12 protein-coding genes are annotated in these 20724 nt (G+C 44.1%); all 12 read left to right on the plus strand.

The genetic code is table 11. The annotated features are described in order from the left end of the window. Window positions 1–58: 58 nt before the first annotated feature. Window positions 59–3082 (plus strand): PVC-type heme-binding CxxCH protein, encoded by a 3024-nt coding sequence (locus FQ608_RS12275; protein ID WP_158858533.1) that lies wholly within the window; start codon window positions 59–61, stop codon window positions 3080–3082. Between the two features lie 60 nt (window positions 3083–3142). Beyond that, window positions 3143–4066 (plus strand): Gfo/Idh/MocA family protein, encoded by a 924-nt coding sequence (locus FQ608_RS12280; protein WP_158858534.1) that lies wholly within the window; start codon window positions 3143–3145, stop codon window positions 4064–4066. A 33-nt stretch (window positions 4067–4099) separates the two neighbouring features. Then, window positions 4100–4939 carry a class I fructose-bisphosphate aldolase gene (locus tag FQ608_RS12285; protein WP_158858535.1) on the plus strand — a complete coding sequence of 280 codons (840 nt, stop codon included), beginning with the start codon at window positions 4100–4102 and terminating at the stop codon, window positions 4937–4939. A gap of 1 nt (window position 4940) precedes the next feature. Continuing rightward, entirely contained in the window at window positions 4941–6065 is a 1125-nt protein-coding gene (locus FQ608_RS12290) for a Gfo/Idh/MocA family protein (protein ID WP_158858536.1), read from the plus strand. A 45-nt stretch (window positions 6066–6110) separates the two neighbouring features. Next, window positions 6111–7160, plus strand: a complete 1050-nt coding sequence (locus tag FQ608_RS12295; RefSeq protein ID WP_158858537.1) for a carbohydrate kinase family protein — start codon at window positions 6111–6113, stop codon at window positions 7158–7160. A gap of 36 nt (window positions 7161–7196) precedes the next feature. Further along, window positions 7197–8552, plus strand: a complete 1356-nt coding sequence (locus FQ608_RS12300; RefSeq protein WP_158858538.1) for a purine-cytosine permease family protein — start codon at window positions 7197–7199, stop codon at window positions 8550–8552. Then, window positions 8549–10054 (plus strand): neutral/alkaline non-lysosomal ceramidase N-terminal domain-containing protein, encoded by a 1506-nt coding sequence (locus FQ608_RS12305; protein ID WP_234364183.1) that lies wholly within the window; start codon window positions 8549–8551, stop codon window positions 10052–10054. The genes FQ608_RS12300 and FQ608_RS12305 overlap by 4 nt, the downstream gene beginning before the upstream one ends. A 106-nt stretch (window positions 10055–10160) precedes the next feature. Continuing rightward, a complete protein-coding gene (locus FQ608_RS12310; RefSeq protein WP_158858539.1) occupies window positions 10161–12449 on the plus strand; it encodes a neutral/alkaline non-lysosomal ceramidase N-terminal domain-containing protein in 2289 nt (762 codons plus the stop codon). Window positions 12450–12524: 75 nt separating this feature from the next. Next, complete coding sequence (locus FQ608_RS12315) at window positions 12525–14066, plus strand: N,N-dimethylformamidase beta subunit family domain-containing protein (RefSeq protein WP_158858540.1); 1542 nt, start codon at window positions 12525–12527, stop codon at window positions 14064–14066. Window positions 14067–14635: 569 nt separating this feature from the next. Continuing rightward, complete coding sequence (locus FQ608_RS12320; RefSeq protein ID WP_158858541.1) at window positions 14636–17731, plus strand: SusC/RagA family TonB-linked outer membrane protein; 3096 nt, start codon at window positions 14636–14638, stop codon at window positions 17729–17731. Between the two features lie 18 nt (window positions 17732–17749). Then, on the plus strand, window positions 17750–19228 hold the full coding sequence (locus FQ608_RS12325) for a RagB/SusD family nutrient uptake outer membrane protein (RefSeq protein ID WP_158858542.1): 1479 nt from the start codon (window positions 17750–17752) through the stop codon (window positions 19226–19228). Window positions 19229–19508: 280 nt separating this feature from the next. Then, window positions 19509–20618 (plus strand): formylglycine-generating enzyme family protein, encoded by a 1110-nt coding sequence (locus FQ608_RS12330; RefSeq protein WP_158858543.1) that lies wholly within the window; start codon window positions 19509–19511, stop codon window positions 20616–20618. The last annotated feature ends 106 nt before the right edge of the window (window positions 20619–20724 follow it).

Genomic DNA, 20724 nt, shown 5'->3' on the forward strand with positions numbered 1-20724 from the left:
CCTAATAGTGTATAAAGGAAATATGAAATTGATTTAAATAAAATTATAAATGAGATTAATGACCGATTCCATAAACTCCATTAAATGGGTCCAGGCAGTATTCCTCCTGGTTAGCCTGATTTATTTGGGAGCATGTTCCAAAGGGCCTGATTTTTCTTTTGGTGAGGGAGATAGAATTGCCATTGTCGGCAATTCCCTTGCCGAAAGATTCCAGCATGATGGCTGGTTGGAAACCTATTTTCAGGCAACTAATCCCAACCATAAGCTGGTTTTCAGAAATTTGGGCTATTCAGGAGACCAAGTGCATTACAGGCCTCGGTCCCATGAAGGCTTTGGGGATAGCGATAGTCATTTGTCCAATGTCCAAGCCAATGTTATATTTTCCTTTTTTGGCTACAACGAATCCTTTAACAACAAACCGGAAGAGTTTAAAAATCAGCTATCAAAGTGGATAGATCACGTACGTACTCAGAAATATGATGGGGTTAATGTACCTAAAATAGTGTTATTCTCACCTATAGCCCATGAGGACCTGGAAACCCACAATCTTCCTGACGGATCGGAAAACAATCCCAGATTAGCCGCTTATACCCAAGCCATGGCAGAGGTTGCAACGGAAAAAGAGGTGGTTTTTGTTGATTTGTTCAATGCAACTAAGGACATGTATAATGCGACGGAGGAACCCTTGACCATCAATGGAATACATTTAAATGAATTGGGCAACAGGGAAGTGGGGAGATACATTGCGGAATCCCTGCTGGGGAAGACTTTGAACAGGGATGAGGTAGAAATCGATTCCATCCGCTCCTCCGTAAAGGAGAAAAACCTTTACTGGTTTCACCGCTACCGTGCCATCAGCGGTAATGATGTTTGGGGGACACGCTCGGTGCAAGACGGGAATTATGAAACCCTCCAGAGAGAACTAAAGATGCTGGATGTCATGGTGGCCAATAGGGATGAAAAAATATGGGCAAGGGCCAAGGGGGAAGATTTGGAAGTAGATGACAGTAACATGCCTGAACCCCTAATAGTAGGCACCCATATAGTAAGGGATATAAAGTATGTAGATCCTGAGGAAGCCATTGATAGAATGACTTATCCTGATGATCTTTCAATAAATCTCTATGCTTCCGAGGAGCAGTTTCCGGAAATCATCAATCCGGTTGCCCTGCAAGTGGATACCAAGGGGAACATATGGGTAGCATCTTGGTCCACTTACCCAAAATGGGAGCCTGGAAAACCTATGAACGATAGGTTAGTATATCTAAGCGATGAAGATGGGGATGGGAAGGCAGATAAGGTCACCACTTTTGCCTATGTTCCGCATCCTACCGGATTCGAATTCTGGAATGGGGGAGTTATTGTCATTTCTGCTCCGGATGTATGGTTCCTTAAGGATACGGATGGTGATGGAGTGGCAGATTATAAAGAGCGGATTTTTGGTGGATTGGGCTCAGATGACACCCACCATACAGCCAATAACCTCATTTATGCCCCGGATGGTAATATTTATTACCAGAGAGGGATTTTTATACTTGAAAATGTGGAAACCCCTTACCGCAGAAGTGAGGAATCTGGGACACCGGGACTTTATCGTTTTAACCCACGGACATTTGATTTTTCTTTCATGGTAGAAAATACACCCAATCCACATGGAATTAGTATTGACAAATGGGGTAACCCGCTCATTACAGATGGCACCAGCGGAAGAGCTTTCCAGGTTTACTATAAAAGGACGGTTACCGCATCTTCAGATACCAATGAATTTGACAAAAGGCCATTGTTCGAACAAACAGTCAGACCACTAACCTCCAACCAGATTTTGTCTAGCGAACATTTTCCGGACAAGTACCAGAATAATTTCCTGATCTATAATGCGATCGGTTTTCAGGGAATAAAGCGCTATCAATTGGAATACAAAGAGTTGGGCGTGGTAGAAGGCAGGGAGGTCGGAGACCTTGTTTATACAGGAAATGATCCCACCTTCCGTCCTTCATCTGAGGCAACACCTAGGACTCTGCCTCCAGGGTATACAGGGGATCCCAATTTCCGCCCTTCAGATGGGGTAATAGGTCCCGATGGTGCCCTGTATTTTGGAGATTGGCACAATCCCGTAATTACCCATTCCCCCTATAACCTCAGGGATATTAACCGGGACCAATCCCATGGTAGGATATACCGGATTACTGCCAAAAACAGAGCACTTCAAAAACCGGTATCCATATTTGGTGAACCGATTGAAAAGCTACTGGAATTGTTTCGTAGCCCTGTGGATGGTATCCGACACAGTGTCAGAGTGGAGTTGAGCGGAAGGGAAACGGATGAGGTGATTTCGAAAGCCAAAAAATATGCAGAATCACTTGATCCCCAAAATATAGAGGATGCCCTTCCCATGTTGGAAATTTTATGGCTGCATCAGCAGCATAATGTGGTCAATAGGGATTTGCTTACCCTGGTTCTGAAGTCTCCGGAGGAAAAGGCCCGGATAGCAGCACAGAAGGTTGCCTGGTTTTGGAGTGACAGAAATTCCCACCAGATTGGTGGTTCGTCCTCTGAAATTTCCGGCATGCAGTTTCGGACCTTCTATGAAAAATTTTGGGACAATTCTGATTCTACAGTAAATGAGGAAACCCATGCCCATGTTGGATCTCCATCCCATGCGGCCCCAGCCCAAAATGCCTCTGGAAAACGGGTATTGGAGCTCCAAAATGAGCCTGTGGCGATATTGTCCATTGAAGCTGCCCAAATGGCATTTGATGTATCTGAATTTACCGTAAAAGCCAACCAAAAGGTGGAACTGACCCTGGACAATACCGATTTAATGGAACATAACCTCCTTATTGTTGAACCAGGATCGGCAGATGAAATTGCAAGTTTGGCTATAGCATTGGGTGAAGAAGGACCGACCAAGCAGTATATTCCAGAAAGTCCCAAAATTTTAGTGGCTTCTAAAATGTTGGCCGGAAAGACAAGTGAAACCTTAAAATTCAATGCCCCTGGAAAACCTGGAAATTATGAATTTGTATGCACCTTTCCCGGACATGCTCCGGTGATGAGGGGTATCATGAAGGTGCTTCCATAACTATCAGTTACCACCAAGTTTAGCTTAAATTCATTCAACAAAAGCAAAACAAAACAGCATATGGTCAAACCAATAATTAGGGTAGGTATTATTGGTCTTTCGGTTCACAGTGCGGACTTTACTGAGGTTCTAAATGCTGCGAATGCCCAATCAGAAGGCTTTCATAGCAAGGTAGTGGCAATTCACCACCCTAAAGGTAATGAGGATGTCGAATTCTCTGAAGAACAGCTCCGCAATTTCTCCGAAAGGATCCGCGATAAAGGTGTATATACTGTGAATTCCATAGCCGAAGTCCTTGAGGGTGTAGATGCTGTCATGTTATTGACCAATGACGGCCGTCCTCACTTGGATCAGCTCGTTCCTGTACTAGAAGCAGGAAAACCAGTCTATATCGATAAGCCGTTGGCGGAAAATCTGCAAAATGTGCTTCGGATTTTCCACGCAGCTGACAATTACGGGGTGAAGATTTTCACTTCTTCTGCCCTGCGTTATGGCCCCCAAAACCAAAACTTCAAGGATGGGAAAGTGGTGGGGACAGTATTGGGGGCACACACGTATGGCCCTGCACCACTTCAAAAAGACCATACCGATTTGTTCTGGGATGGAATCCATGGGGTAGAATCTCTTTTCAGTGTGATGGGAACTGGTTGCAAAACGGTGTCCAGAATCTGGAGCAATGAAACAGATCTGTTGGTTGGGGAATGGTCGGGAGATCGGCTTGGCAGCTTCAGAGGAATCCGAAAAGGTAAAAATGGTTTTGGAGGGACTGTTTTTGGTGAAGAAGGAATTCAGCCAATTGGAAAATTTGAAGGCTATAATAAATTGGTAGCCGCCATTGATCAGTTTTTTTTGACGGGTAATTTGCCGGTTGAAGCAAGGGAAACAATTGAAATTTATGCGTTTATGGAGGCAGCCGATGAGAGTAAAAGAAAAGGTGGAAAGCCAATCCATATCCAGGATACACTGAACCGATTTAAATTATAATTCAATCAGTATTAATAAATAAATCATAATAACATGAAACTAAGTAGAATTAACAGACTTTTTAATGAAAAATCAGGAAAATGTTTTGATGTAGCCATCGATCATGGGTTTTTCAGTGAATTTACCTTTTTGAGCGGGATAGAGAATATTTCACAATCCGTAAAGGTATTGATTGATGCCGATCCGGATGCCATACAATTGACAGTTGGACAGGCCCGGCATTTACAATCTGTTCCGGGTAAAAGGAAGCCGGCCCTGGTGTTAAGGACAGATGTTGCCAATGTTTACGGCCTTGAATTACAAAAGGTGTTGTATAGCAGGATGATAGAAGAGCCAGTATTACAGGCCATCCGACTGGATGCGGCATGTGTGGTAGTCAATTTATTCAATATACCAGGGGCACCGGAAGTCACTGATCATTGTATTCAGAACATTTTGAAATTAAAACCAATGTGTGATTATTACGGGATGCCTTTAATGATAGAGCCCTTAGTGTTTCAGCCAAATGAAAAAGCTGGTGGCTATATGGTGGATGGCAATATCAAGTTGATTACCCCCATGGTAAGGCAGGCTGCAGAATTGGGTGCGGATTTGATCAAAGCTGATCCCACAGATGATGTGGAAGAATACCATAAAGTGATTGAAGTGGCAGGAGACATTCCAGTTTTGGTGAGAGGCGGTGGCCGGGCAAGTGATGATGAGATTTTGGACAGGACCTACCGATTGATGAAGCAGGGAGCTAAAGGAATTGTGTATGGCAGAAATGTGGTCCAACATGCCAATCCTGGAGGAATGACCAGGGCACTAATGGCTATTGTACACAATGATGCTAAGCCGGAAGATGTCATTGGTTTGTTAAAATCCAATCGTTAGAATGAAAACAGTTAGCGTTGGAATAATTGGTGGGGGCTTAATGGGGAAAGAGGTAGCAAGCGCATTTGGAAGATGGTTTGCATTGAATGACTACCCTTTGAAGGTGGAATTGAAAGCGGTTTGTGATATTAATGAAGATACTCTAAATTGGTATAAGCAGATTCCTTCCATCGGATTATTGACTACTGATTATAAGAAATTGCTTGACGCTCCGGATCTGGATGTGATTTATGTTGCGCTTCCCCATCACCTGCACCAACAGTACTATTTGGATGTAATTGCCTCAGGTAAAGATTTGTTTGCTGAGAAGCCCTTCGGAATTGATTTGGAAGCTGCTAACGCCATTAAGGAGAAAATTGACCAATCTAGTTGTTTTGTTAGGTGCAGTTCTGAAATGCCCTTTCTTCCTGGTGGGCAAAGAGTCATTAAGGAAATTTTATCCGGAAGGCTTGGTAAAATCATCGAAGTTAGGGCGGGGTTTTGCCATTCCAGTGATATGGACCCACTCAAACCGATTAACTGGAAAAGACAATCCGAGTTTTGTGGTGAGATTGGGGTGATGGGCGATCTGGGAATGCACGTGATGCATATTCCGCTGAGGATGGGCTGGGTACCTAAAAGGGTATATGCCCAACTTCAGAAAATAGTAACCTCTAGGCCGGATGGAAAAGGCGGATGGAGTGAATGTGATACTTGGAACAATGCCCATCTCTCTTCCACACTCTCCATCGAAGACGAAGATGTGCCAATGCTGTTGGAAATGAAACGCCTTGCCCCAGGGGAAACCAATTCCTGGTACATTGAGGTATTGGGGACAGAAGGTGGAGTGAGATACAATACAAAGGATACCAAAGCTTTATGGACCTTCAAAAGGGAGAAAGAACAGGTTTGGCAAAGGTTGGACTTGGGTTTCCAGGTAGCCTTTCCCACAATTACCGGAGGGATATTTGAGCCTGGTTTTGCGGATTGCTTTATGCAGATGTTGGCTGCCTATTTCGCGGAAAGAGATGGGTTTTTGGGAGAAAGATTTGGTTGTGTTACCCCTGAAGAAGCGGTGTTAAGTCATAAGTTATTTGCTGCTGCCTTAAAGTCTCATGTAACAAAAACGGTTATTGAAATACCTTAAAACAACTTGGATGAAAAATCAACTTCATTTTAAACCCCGGTAGGTTTGAGCAGGACGACAGATATATCGGCAGAAAAAGAAAGAACAGGTATATTGGCGGGTGGAAATTGGATTCTGGATTTTATTAAAATGATTGATGTCTATCCGGATGAAAATGCACTGGCCAATATTACTGCCCAGAAATCAGGCAACGGAGGTGCGCCATTTAATGTACTGAAAGCGATTTGGAAAATGGGTTTTTCCATACCACTGGAAGGTGTGGGTGTCTTGGGAGATGACGACATTGGAGGGGAAATACTGCTTCAATGTTTGCAAATGGGGATCGCAACGAGACAGATGAAAACTCTGCCCGGGATTGGTACCTCCTACACCGATGTGATGACGGTATGTGCATCAGGAAAACGCACCTTTTTTCATTTCAGGGGAGCAAATGCTTTGTTGGAGGAAAAGGATTTTGATTTTCCGGTTTCCCAGGCAAAGATCTTTCACTTGGGCTATCTGCTTTTGTTGGATCATTTGGATATGATCCATCCCGATGGGTTTTCCGGTGCTGCCAAGGTTCTGAAAAAGGCGAAGGAGGCTGGTATGATTACTTCCTCAGATATTGTAAGCGAGCAATCCGACCGGTATCATCAGGTCATACCCCCTTCCCTGCCGTATATTGATTACCTTTTTATCAATGAATTGGAAGCGTATAAACTTACAGGAATTCGGTTACTGGATCAGGAAGGGGAGGTTCTAGTTTTAAATGCCTACCAGGCGGCAGACAGGATATTGAAAATGGGAGTGCTGAGCTGGGTGATCATCCATTTTCCCAAAGGCGCATTGGCAGTGGACAAAACCGGGGCACAGATCCTTCATCCCGGCGTGGATTTGCCCACTCATCTGGTCAAAGGGACAGTGGGTGCAGGAGATGCTTTTGCAGCAGGGGTTTTGGTCGGGGTTCATGAGGGTTGGGAAATGAAAGACAGTTTAAAGCTTGGGGTCTCCGTTGCTGCCAGTAGCATTATGGATAGCACTGCATCGGAAGCCATATTGCCTTGGAAAGACTGTCTTCAGTTGGTAAATAAATTTGGCTATCGTGAAATAGGATAAAATTTAAATCTCAATGTGAAAATAAATTAAATCACCATGGAAGAAACACTTATTGAAAATCAAGCCAAAAAAGGCGATGAGGTCCGGTCAAGATTACCCCAATCTAAGCGCTTAGGCTTTTGGAGCAATACCTTTATCCTTTGGGGTCTGGTACTTACGGTGACCAGTTTGCTGGTAGGGGGCCTGGTAGGATCACAGCTTTCCTTCAGAGAGGCAATCATTGTTATAGCGATGGCAGGTGTATTTAATACAGTCATAGCCATGTTAATCGGAATAATCGGAGCAAGGACCGGATTCACCAGTGCAATGATTTTCAGGTATTCCTATGGTAATAAAGGTGTTTTGCTTCCGAATTTTATCATTGCGATTACCACCGTGATTTGGTTTGCGGTGATATTAAACCTTACCAGGGATTCCTTTGTAGGAATCATAGGAGTTACCATTGAATCTTCCGTGTTTTTTTGGGGAATAACCCTTTTAATGGCCATTTTATTTTTGATACCTGCCTACAAGACCATGAAATGGATTGCTTACGTGGATTATTTGGCCGTACCTGCCATAGTTTTTATCTTAATAATCACCGTTTGGGGAGCACTGGATACTGGCGGTGGTTTGAAGGCTATCATTGAGAAATCTCCCATAGCTTCTGCTTCCGCCTTCGTGGTATTCACCTCTGCTGCCGGGGGCTGGTTGCATGCCAATACGGTCATTTCGGATTTTACCAGATTTTACAAAAATGGGAAACAGGCAGCTATTGGATTGTTTTTGACTTTTGGCGTGATGATGGTTTTTCAATATATCGGTGCCACTCTTGGGGCACTAGCCACCGGGGAATGGAATATCTTCCTGATTATGGACCAGTTTGGACTGTTGGAAATTTCCTTCTTTGCCATATTTCTGGGATCTTGGTCCACAGCCATGGCAGCAATTTATTTCGGTGCAAATATGATGGCCACGCCGCCAATGCCCAAGTATAAAACCGAAGAGAAAAACAGAAAGTTGGTTCTGTTGATTTCCTGGGGAATAGCCCTTTTTTTTGCATGGTACGGCCCAGATCAGATTTTTAACTTTTTCCTTCAGTTTTTAGCCTGGTTGATCGGACCCATCGCCATAACCGTTATCATAGATTATTGGCTTTTTCCGGAGAAGAGGCAGCTTTATGAAGATAAAAATGGTCAGCCGGATATGGTCATCAATCCCGCAGCTTTTTTGGCCTGGATAGTCGGGTTTTTAGTAGGGTATTTTAGCCAGGAGTTTTTGATATCTTTGATAAATGGTATGGTAACCACCGGGATAATTTATTATACTTGGATGCGTATCGCTCTCAATCAGGGAATTACTCCCGAACTTCAAATTAAACGATTGTTTTCTTCTAATAATAAATCCAAATGAAAAATTCATTGCTTCGAATGGCCATGATGACAAGGAAGGGTATTCTACCTTGCGTAAAGTGGCAGAGTTGGGTAATGGTCCTATTGGTTTTGATGCTGGGACATTCAACTCTATTTGGCCAAAATGGGAAAAACCGCTTCTTTCAGGCTGGTGCGTCCACAAGCAACATTACTCCCCCCCTTGGAGAGCCGATTGTGGGAAACTGGGATTCTCCTCCTGCCGATTATATCCACGACGAGCTTTTTGCCCGCTGTTTGGTGCTTGATGATGGGGAAACTAGGCTCGGGTTTGTGCTGGTGGACAATGTAGGGGTAAAGCAAGAAGTATTGGACGCTGCCAAGGAAATGATCCGTGAATCAACGGGAATCCCCACTACCCATATAATGATTGCTTCCACCCATACCCATTCGGCCATTAGTGCCGGAGGAACGGGAGCAAAAAGAAGGGGATGGACGGAGGGCGAGCCCTTGGATGCCTACCAGTCGTTTATAGCATCTCGCATCGCCGATGGAGTGCGGATAGCCTTAAAGAATTTGGAACCTGCCCGCATAGGTTGGGGATCCGGCAGCGTTCCGCAGCATGTTTTTAACAGGAGATGGAAAATGAAACCGGGAACGCCCATCCCCAACCCACTGGGAGGGGATGATCTTGCCGTAATGAACCCCGGCGTTGCCAATCCCAATCTTTTGGAGCCAGCGGGTCCAACGGATCCAGAAGTATCTTATCTGTCGGTTCAGGCAGTTGACGGCAGGCCCTTGGCCCTTCTTGCTAATTACTCCCTGCATTATGTAGGTGGTGTACCCAAGGGCCATATTTCGGCAGATTATTTTGGGGTGTTTGCTGACCGGATTCAGGAAATATTGCAGGCAGATGGACAGCATCCCCCATTTGTGGCCATGATGTCCAACGGTACATCCGGGGATGTCAACAACATCAATTTCAGGGGGCCATCGGTGAGCCATCCTCCTTATGGAAAAATGAAACTGGTGGCCGGGGATGTAGTCAGAGAGGTTTTAAGGGATTATCATGACATTGATTATCAGAACTGGGTAGAATTGAAGGCCAAACAAGAAAAAATTTCGCTTCAGGTCCGGAAGCCCGCACCTGAACTTTCAAAATTTGTAAACGAAGTCATGGCAAGACCCGAATCCGCGTCAGGTAGGCACGGGCTGGAGAAAACCTATGCTGAAAGGGTCATACAAATGGAAACGTGGCCGGATCAAATAAGTGTCATTATCCAGGCTTTCAAAATAGGGGATCTTGGGATTGGCGCGATTCCTTTTGAGACCTTTGCCGAGACCGGACTGGAGATCAAAGATAAAAGCCCCATGGATAAAACATTTACCATTTCCTTTGCCAACGGAAGTTTCGGTTACCTTCCCACTCCCCGGCAACACCAGTTGGGCGGGTATGAAACCTGGCTTTCTACCAGCAGGGTAGAAGAATCGGCATCAGAGAAAATTGTTGCCCAATTGTTAAACCTAATGTCTTCCATGGATTGAACCAAAATTTAAATACCTTATTCCCTAAGGGAAATCTATTTTTCCGATAAGTATGATAAAAAGATAAATTGAAAAATCGGATTTTGTTAAAATTTAATATACACCAATGAGACGTCCCAATTCCCTCAAGAAAAACGATCAGCTTGAATTTTTCATACTTTCCCTGCCTGCTCTCCGGTTAAGGGGTATAATTGCTTTCCTATTTTGGATTTCAATTGCCAATTTGGAAGCCTTTAGCCAACAGGCAGGTACGGATATGGAATCCTCCATTAAGGTTTTCCGTGCGGGTGCCGCATTGAGTGTTATTAGCCCCAAAATAGGTTCTTCGATAAACGGGAATTTTCAGGATGGACAGGTAAGGCATATCCGTGATGACACCCACGCAAGAGCGCTTGTACTGGATGACGGGGAATCCAAAGTGGCCTTTGTCACACTGGATTTGTGCATGGCCTACAGGGAGACCATGGATGAGGCCAAAATAAGGGCCCGTGAATTCACCTCCATACCAGTAGAAAACATGCTGATATCCGCTACCCATACCCATTCGGGCGGTACCGCCTGTTCGGTGTTTCAGAGTGACCCCGATCCCGATTACCTTACTTTTTTGGCAGAACGTGCCGCTGATGCCATCATCCGGGCCAACAACAACCTGGAACCCGCCAAAATCGGATGGGGTATTGGTCATGAGCCGGGACAGGTATTCAACCGCAGGTGGAAAATGAAACCCGGAACAGTTTCCACCAACCCATTTGGAGGTGAAGACCAGGTCCGGATGAATCCGGGAATAGGCAATCCTGATTTGCTGGAACCTGCCGGGCCCACAGATCCGGAAGTGCCTATTGTATCCGTCCAGTCCCTTGATGGCAACCCCATAGCCTTAATGGCCAATTATTCCCTGCATTATGTTGGCGGGACCGGCGGAGGAGAGATATCCGCGGATTATTTCGGCATGTTCGCCAAGCGGATTACACAAATGGTAGCCGCAGATCAGCAGTCCCCCTCCTTTGTGGCCATGTTGTCCAACGGCACCAGCGGGGATATCAACAATATCAATTTTGGAGGCAAGCCTTCGGCCCCCATGCCTCCTTATTCCAAAATGGAGATCGTGGCCAATACGCTGGCAGCCGAAGCTTTTAAGGTCTACCAAAGCATTCAATACCGGGAATGGGTCCCCCTGGCGGTAAAACAAACGGAAATTTCCCTGGGTGTAAGGAAGCCCAATCCGGAAGAACTGCTTCGGGCAGAAAAAATCATGTCGGAGGCAAAAGGTCCAAACATGGTTTCCAGGGAGGAAGTTTATGCCAGGGAAACGGTATTGATCAAGGATTTTCCGGACCAAAAAAATATAATTCTTCAGGCAGTTCAGTTGGGCGATTTGGCCATCACGGCGATTCCCTGTGAGGTTTTCGTGGAAATAGGATTGGAAATCAAAAAGAAAAGTCCTTTTGGAACAACGTTCAATATTTCCCTTGCCAATGGTTATAACGGTTACCTTCCCACCCCCCAACACCACGCATGGGGGGGATATGAAACCTGGAGGGCCAGGTCCAGCTATCTGGAGGTCGATGCGTCCAATAAGATCACCGATACCGTAATGGATTTGTTGAACCAACTGAAATCAGCCCCCAAAACCTCCAGATATCCGGAACCGCTGAATGCCGACAAGCTTAAACTGGGAAAAACCGTAAAGCTGTTCAATGGCAGAAATCTTGACGGCTGGTATACTTTTCTTACGGAAAGCGGAAAAAACCATGACCCTAAAAATGTTTTCACGATTAAGGACGGCATCATTCATATTTCGGGGGAAGAATGGGGTTGTATTACCACCGATGAAGAATTTGAAGACTATAAATTGGTAGTTGAGTTTAAATGGGGAGGGGGAACGCATGAACCCCGCCTGGAAAAATCCCGGGACAGTGGGGTTTTGTTGCATTCACAGGGAAAGGACGGAAATTTTTCCGGGACTTGGATGAATTCCATCGAATGTCAGATCATAGAAGGGGGTACAGGGGATTTTATTGTGGTAGGAGACGGAACCGACCGGTTTGCAATCACCAGTCCGGCCGCACCGGAAATGGTAGCAGGGGCTTATGTTTACCAACCGGACGGTGATCCCGTAACTATAAACAGGGGACGGATCAACTGGTTTGGCAGGGATCCGGAATGGAAGGATGTTATTGATTTTAGGGGAGCCAATGACGTGGAGAAGCCGGTGGGTGAATGGAATACACTGGAATGTCATGTATTGGATGGAGAGATTACCATTTATCTTAACGGCGTGTTGGTAAACAGGGCATTGGAAGTGCAACCAAGAAGCGGAAAAATCCAGATCCAGTCCGAAGGCGCGGAAATGTTGGTGAGAAAAGTTGACCTGAGCCCCATTTCCCAACAATAAGTAATTGAAGGATGTACTCAATAATAAAATAATAGATTTTGGCCGTTTAAATCGGATAGTTAAACAGGCATTATTATGAAAAAACAAAATCATTTTTCCAGAAGGGAAGCAATTAAACTAGGCACAGGTGCAGGATTGGCACTTTCTCTGGGATCTGCCCCCCTATTTGGACAGCTCATTCCTAAAAGGAACAACCTGATAAGTACCGAGAATCAAAAGGAAGGGACCACGGACTGGCAGCTTACCCGTGTACGCTATGATGAGGATTTGTACCGGACGTCCTTCATTGAAGGGTATTGTTCCAGACAGAGCTTCCAACATGGGGAAAGGTTGGATATAATGATTTCAACCTCACCGGCTCAATCCTATAAGATTGATTTTTACAGAACAGGTTACTATTCAGGAACTGGAGGAAGATGGATGCATAGTATAGGGCCTCTCTCCGGACAAGTCCAACCGACCCCTTCCCCGGGAGAAATGAATATACATGAATGTGAATGGGAAGTGTCTGCCAGTTTGGTAATTCCCAAAGATTGGCTTAGCGGTGTATATCTGGGTAAACTTCGTACGCTTCCCGAAAATGACGAGGAACCCTATTGGGAAAGCTATATCATTTTTATTGTAACTGATAAGCGCCCGGCAGATGTCCTTTTTCAGTGTTCTGACAATACCTGGCAGGCATACAACCGTTGGCCCAATAATTATTCCATTTATACCCACCCCAAGGGCGTTCAGGGCCCCTGGGCAGCGGTAAGTTTTGACAGGCCCTACGGGAGGCAGTCCCAGTTTACCGGCATCGTAAACGATCCCCTATCCTTCGGATCAGGAGAGTTTATCTCCTTTGAGCGACCCTTTTCCTACTTTCTGGAGCAACATGGCTACGATGTCACCTATTGTTCCAACAGTGACATGCTGACCCCTGAACGGGGACTTAAGACGAAGGTATTTCTGAGTGTTGGCCATGACGAATATTGGGATATCAGACAGTTTAGAAGTGTGGAGGTATTAAAGGAAAGAGGAGTGAACCTTTTGTTTTTCTCAGGAAATTCAGTTTGTTGGTTATCACCATTTTCAAAAAGCAAAAGCGGTAATCCCCAGGGCAGGATTTTTAGGGCCGGACCGTTTGGGGGGGATAATGATTATGCGGTAAATAGGGAAAAATCCTTCGGTCCCTATCCGGAAAGGGGACCGGACGAAGGTCTGTTAATGGGGGTCAGGAATATTCAGCCGATCAACGGTGGTGGGGATTGGATCGTAGTAAAGCCAGATCATTGGATGTTTGAAGGTACAGGAATGAAAAAAGGAGACGGAGTACCTGGTCTGATAGGGTGGGAATACCATGGAGATGCCGCAGAAATTGAGGGGCTTGAGGTCGTAGCGGAAGGTACAGCCTGGCAGGGGGGAACAAATCCTTCACATTGGCAATCCGTAATTTACCCGGGACCGAAAGGGAATTTTATTTTCAATGCTTCCACAATATTTTGGGCACAGGGTCTAAGTAGCCCACCGGGCCATACCCTGCCCTGGTCCCATTTTAGCCGTCCCCACGGCCCGGATAAACGAGTTCAGATGATTACGCATAATCTCTTAAAAAAAGCTATTTTGACTAATTCTTGAAATGAAGTAATGTCTTAATATTGTTTACATCAAGAACCTTCCTGCTACATTATGTTTCCCTAACAGTTTAGAGATGACTCGATGGCAGGAAACGTCTTCTTAAATAAATTCGAATAGGGAGAGAAATCTTATATATTTTTTCGATGAAACTGCTCTTTCCGGAGAATTTAGGGGGATGTATATTTTTTCAAACATCCAATTCAATCGTATTAACCTCCCTTAGGTTTAATATTACTTCAATTCTTTAATGGAACTCAGGTTAATTACAACCCAATTCGATAAAAATTGAATTGGGCAAGAAATCAGTCTATATAAATATTAAAATATAGTATTGGAAAAGTAAAAGATAATAGAAGAAATGAAATTTTTATGTAGGTAAATTTCGTAAAAAAATAAGTGGGTAAAATCGATTTTCACTATCGGTCTACCCAAAAATAACGATTGTTTACAGCAATTCAACGGGGGTTATCGTTCTTTCCTTCTTTCTGTAAAAACTATTTTCCACTTCTAACCTTTCCAATTATGAAAAAAAAGTACACCCTATTCCATTCGAGAAAGAAAGATCCTGGATGTATTTGTTCATCCTTTTGATTATCCCCTTTTTCTCGATGGCAGGTGAAACCGAAGCACTGGTTTCTGAATCCCTTTCGATTGATTTTCATTTTCTGGCTGAGACTGATTTAAAAGTGTCCATACAACCAAATCCCGATATTATTGAAAACAACTCGGAAGATGTGTTGGATATTTCAATTAGTGGTACGGTGGTGGATCAAAAAGGTGAGGCCATACCTGGAGTTACTGTCTCTGTGGAAGGCTCTATCATAGGTACAGTTACGGATATTAATGGGAAATATGTCATTTCAGTTCCTGACGGTTCCACTATGATTTTCTCTTTTATAGGGTTTAATACTCAAAGGGTTCAGGTTGGAACACAGAATGTTATAGACGTTACCCTTATTGAGGAAATGGCTTCCTTGGATGAATTTGTTGTGGTCGGGTATGGCACAGTAAGAAAATCAGATATAACCGGAGCGGTGGCCTCAGTATCGAAGGATAAAATCAATGAGTTTGCTTCGGCAAATGTAATGCAGGCCATAGCGGGAAGGGCTTCTGGTATTCAAGTGAAACAAAACAATGGAAGACCGGGAGCCCCTATCAGTGTCAGAATTAGGGGGACAAATTCAATTGTTGGAAATAACGAGCCATTGTATGTGGTGGATGGTTTTCCGGTAAGTAACCCCTTGTCCATCAATAATTCCAGTATTGAGAGCATTGAGATTCTTAAGGATGCCTCGGCTGTTGCCATTTATGGCTCAAGAGCCTCTAACGGCGTGGTTTTGATTACCACCAAGAGGGGTAGGGAAGGAGAGACAAGTGTGAATATTGAAACTAACTATGGGTTTCAACAGGTGATTAAAAAAATGGAGATGATGAATCCTTTGGAATTTGGCATCTATTATAATCGTTTGGATAACAATATGAACAGGGGTGACCGATTTTCCCAGCAACAATTGGATGAATTTGCAGCTATGGGAGAGGGAACCATTTGGCAAGATGTCGTTTTTCAGACCGCACCCATGCAAAACCATTCAATTAATGTCACTGGAGGGACAGAAAAGACCAAATTCTCCGTTACAGGCGGTTTATTTGACCAACAGGGAATTATAAATAACAGTGATTTTAAGCGGTATTCCTTTAATGCGAATATACGCCATGATATTAACAAAAAGTTTTCATTCGAAACAACGATGACACTGTCAAAAAATAAGAGTGCCCGTCAACTTTCCGAACAGGGTAGATTTGGAACATCATTAATTGGAAGGGCATATGGAATTCCCAATTATTTAGGGGTTTATGAAGAGGACGGTTCCTATCTGGAACCTGTTCTGAGAGATCCTAGAGTTTCCGAGGCATTATGGAATCCATTGAATTTCATAAACGAAACAAGTAATATATTAGGAGAAAACAATGTACTTGGAAATCTTGCGGCCTACTACAAAATAATTGATGGCCTGGAACTGAAAATTTCGGGGGGGATTGAGAGCATCAATTCCCGTACAGATTTTTATCAGACAAAGAACTTTCAAAATGTTCCCGATGGCGTGGCAACGGTTAATGTAAGTGAATTTACCAGTTTGTTGAATGAAAATATTTTAAGCTATAATAAAACCTTTGGAGAGAGACACAGTGTTTCCGCCGTGACGGGATTTACTTACCAGAATTTCTTGACCACCTCTTTAACCGGTGGGGGGAGAAATTTCTTAAGTGATGTAACGGAAACTCATAACCTGGCCACTGCAGCCATCCCGTCCATACCCGGATCAGGATACTCTCAATCTAATCTTCTTTCAGGTTTGGGCAGGGTAAATTATTCTTTTGATAACAGGTACTTATTTACCATCAGTTACCGTGCCGATGGCTCCTCTGTGTATTCTCCAGGCAATAAATGGGGATATTTCCCATCTGCTGCATTTTCATGGAGAGTGTCAGAAGAAGGTTTTTTCAATGTTAATAGGGATGTAATAAATGACTTGAGGTTAAGGACCAGTTGGGGTAAGGCGGGAAGCCAAGCAATTAGTCCTTATGCCACCATGAATCAACTTTTCCCTGGAACTACCGTGTTTGGAAGTGCATTATTTACCACCATGGCACCCTCTGTGAGACTAGCCTCCGACTTGAAATGGGAAACTACAGAACAGTTGAATATTGGTCTGGAAATGAGTTTCTTACAGAGTAGACTGCAATTGACTACGGACTATTATATCAAAGAAACCAGTGATCTGCTCAATGCTGTTCAACTAGCCCGTTCGACAGGATATACCAACTCACTTCGTAACATTGGCCGGGTAAGCAACAGAGGAATTGAGTTTCAGGTCAACGCCAGTATTTTTGAAAAAAATAATTTCAATTGGGAGGTCGATGCCAATATTTCGTTCAACCGATCGAAGGTTTTGGACCTTTATGGCGGACAGGATATTCTGGCAGGTCAGTTGCAGATGATCATGTTTACTGATTTTGCCAACACCTATAGAGAGGGTGAGCCTTTAGGAATTATGTTTGGCTATGTTGAAGCAGACGAATATACAGAAAATGGGTTTTTGCAATACGTGGACCAAAATGGTGATGGAGTCATTGATGCTAGGGATAAGGTTCAGATTGGCGATCCCAATCCCAATTATATTTTTGGTCTGAATTCCAAGATGTCGTTTAAGGATTTCACCTTTTCCGTTTTTCTTACTGGTACCCAAGGCAATAGCATCATCAATATGAGTGCCGTTGCCTATAGCATGGATCAAACCAACGGAACCAACAAGTTGAAAGAGGTACTGAACAACCACTGGACTCCGGAAAATCCCGATGCCAAATACCCCATTCCATCTACCAACAACAGGTTTTTGTTTTCGGACAGGTATGTGGAAGATGGATCCTTTGTGAGGCTTCGTAATATTGAACTGGGCTATAATATACCGGTGCATAAGTGGACAGGAATGAAAAATGCCCAGATTTATTTCAGTGGTCAAAACTTGTTAACCTTTACAAGTTATTCTTGGTTGGATCCCGATGTGAACACCAGAGGAGGGTCCAATTCATTGGATCAGGGGATAGACTATGCTGGATACCCTGCAATGAAATCTTATACTTTTGGAGCAAGGATTGGTTTTTAACTCATGGATAATAAAAAGATGAAAAAAATATCAATTAAATTATATATAGGGATTATAGCATTAATTCTAGTTGTTTCCTGCGAGGATACCTTAATGGAAGAGCCAAAAGCACTAATGGTGGAAAGTTTTTACAATTCACCGGCCGAAGTTGAAGCGGGATTGGCAGCAATCTATGCACCCATACGGGGGCAGATGAGCGGATGGTGGATTGGTGCCTTGGATTGCCAGGCAGAATGGGGTGCTGGTTTAAACGGAGCAGCTAATTTCGATGCCCATAAAACAATGCAGGGTTTGGATAATGTAGCAAGCAACAATATAGTAGCCATATGGGACAATATGTTCAGAAGCATATTGTACGCTAATTTGGTAATAAAGTACACTCCCCTAGGCACTGTATTAAGTGATTCGCAAAAGAACGTCTATTTGGCTGAGGCGAGATTTATGCGAGCCTTCGTTTATTTTCAATTGGTAAAAGCTTGGGGTGGAGTGCCGCTTTATACTGAGGAGACTATGGATCAAACCATCGGGGTGGCAAAAAGCACAAAGGAACAGGTATATGAGCGTATCAGGCAAGATCTTGAATTTGCGGAAAATCATTTGCCCGATGCCCCCGCACTTTTGGGAAAACCTTCCAAATGGAGCGTTAAAACGGTCTTGGCAGACGTTTATTTTTATATGGGCTTACACGTAGAGGCTGCATTAAAAGCCAATGAGGTCATTGAGTCCGGAAAATTCCTACTCGAAGAAGTAACTGAGGCGGATGACTTCAATAATCTATTTGGAAGAGAGGCCAGTTCGCAGGAAGAAATTTTCTATCTGAAATTCAACCAGAACAGTACAAGCGGATTGATCTTGTTTACCCAACAGATCAATACGCCATGGTGGGGTGCACAGGGATATGGTATTCATACCTGGCACACATCCTCCCGGTTTTATTCTGAATGGAGTGATAGTGACCTAAGAAAAAGCTTCGGGTGGTATGTTGAGACATCCAGGACCAATCCGTTTCTAGCCGGACAAGCAGCGTTTCCGAGTTCAGGGGTGACGCTGATTTCTCCTAAAAAGTACAATGATCCCAGCGCAATTATCTCCACCTTCGATTTGCCCGTTTACAGATATGCGGATTTACTTCTCATTTATGCTGAAGCATCAGCCCGTGCCAACGGTAGTCCCACCCTGGATGGAATGGAAAAACTCAACATGGTGCACCGAAGAGCCTATGGTCAGCCTGCCCAATCGCCTTCGGTTGTGGATTTTAACCTTTCAGATTACAATCTGGAATCTTTTATTAACCTGGTTATCAGAGAAAGAGGGTATGAATTCCAGTTTGAGGGGAAACGTTGGTTTGATTTGGTAAGAGCTGGCAAAGCCAATGAGGTAATGGTTAATGCCATCGGCAGAGAAGTTGCGGAAAAACATTTACTCTGGCCAATTCCTGCCATCGAATTTGACCTGAATGAATCCCTTTTACCAAGTGATCAAAACCCAGGATATTAACTGGTGTGAAAAGCCCCAAATGGTTTTAATATTTCTTAATGTTGGAAGGTATTTCCCTTCCTTCCTTTAAAATTGGCATTTGGATAATAGTATTAGGTTTGGAAAAGAAAGTAGGAGATATTATTCTTTTTTGTAAGTTAATTTGTATGAAAGGTTAAGAAAAAATATCGAATTTCTCTTTCTAGATTAAAAAACGAAAAAAGATTTGGCGGGAATCTCTTGAAGCTAGCTTCACCTTCAATGCAACCCAACCCGTTCAGAAATTCAAAAAATGTCAATTATGATAACAAACGTGTTTAGTCTGATTTTTGTTCTTGGCGGAATTTTTGGATCCCCATCCCTTACAGCGCTGACTGATCCAATGGGAATGCCTGAACGGGATTCAATTAAAATTACCGATCCTTCGGATAAAATTGTAACAAAATTAATTGATTTGGGAGCCGACGTATCCCTAGAAGTGGTTTATATCCCTCCAGGAAAATTTAAAATGGGAAGTACACCGGAAGAAAAAGCCTGGGCCACCGGTACCGAGGGGGGAGCCACACCGGGAACAGAAAGGGAATCCTATGAGGGAGAATTTCCCCGTCCAATGGAAGTGAAAAACGGTTTTTGGATGGGAAGAACCGAAGTTACGGTCGGTCAATTCAAGCGGTTTGTTGAGGAGACGGGCTACGTTACGGATGCTGAGAAACCGGGTGGAGTAACCCAGGTTTTCAACCCTGAATGGAAAATTTCAGGTCTTGCCCCTCCGCACCCCTGGATTAAGCTGGAAGGCAAGAGTTGGCGTGATCCGAATTTTGGATTCCCCTTGCGGGACAGCTATCCGGTAGTAAGTGTGAGCTGGAATGATGGAAATGCGTTCTGCGCATGGTTGACTGAAAAGGAGAAGGCTGCGGGAAACCTGCCCGATGGAATGGAATACCGTTTACCGACCGAAGCCGAGTGGGAATATTCCTGCAGGGCCGGACAGGAAAGCCACTATTTTTGGTGGGGAAACGACCTAAGCGATGGAGAAGGCAGGTTCAATATTTCCGCCGTGGATTTTCTTCCCGGCCGGAATAAGATCTGGCCTCTGGCCAATGCACCCTGGAGCGATGGCTTTGCATTTGTCTCCCCCGTGGACCACTATAAGGAACTGGGACGCAACAGCTTTGGGCTTGCGGATATGTTGGGGAACGTTTGGGAAATTGTTTTGGACCATTTCGATCCGAAGGGTGGACATGAGACATTTCATTCTGTGGAAAACAATTACCGGCCGGTTTGCCGTGGGGGTAATTACTATGATGTCCCCGGCAATGCCCGGGTTGCTGTGCGGTTGGGGCTTCAAAGTACCAGTTATTCTGATTCCCGGGATGGTTTCCGGATTTGCTTAGGGGTGGTCCAAAAATAGTTGGAATGGAACATTTTCCGGCGTCGTAGAAAGGGACCGATCTTTTTTACAGCTAAGGGAGTCGCTCGCTTAATCAAAACCAACACCTTTGCTATAATTAACCTGG

Origin of the sequence: Lunatibacter salilacus, from assembly GCF_009797935.1 — a bacterium.
Lineage (GTDB): Bacteria > Bacteroidota > Bacteroidia > Cytophagales > Cyclobacteriaceae > Lunatibacter > Lunatibacter salilacus.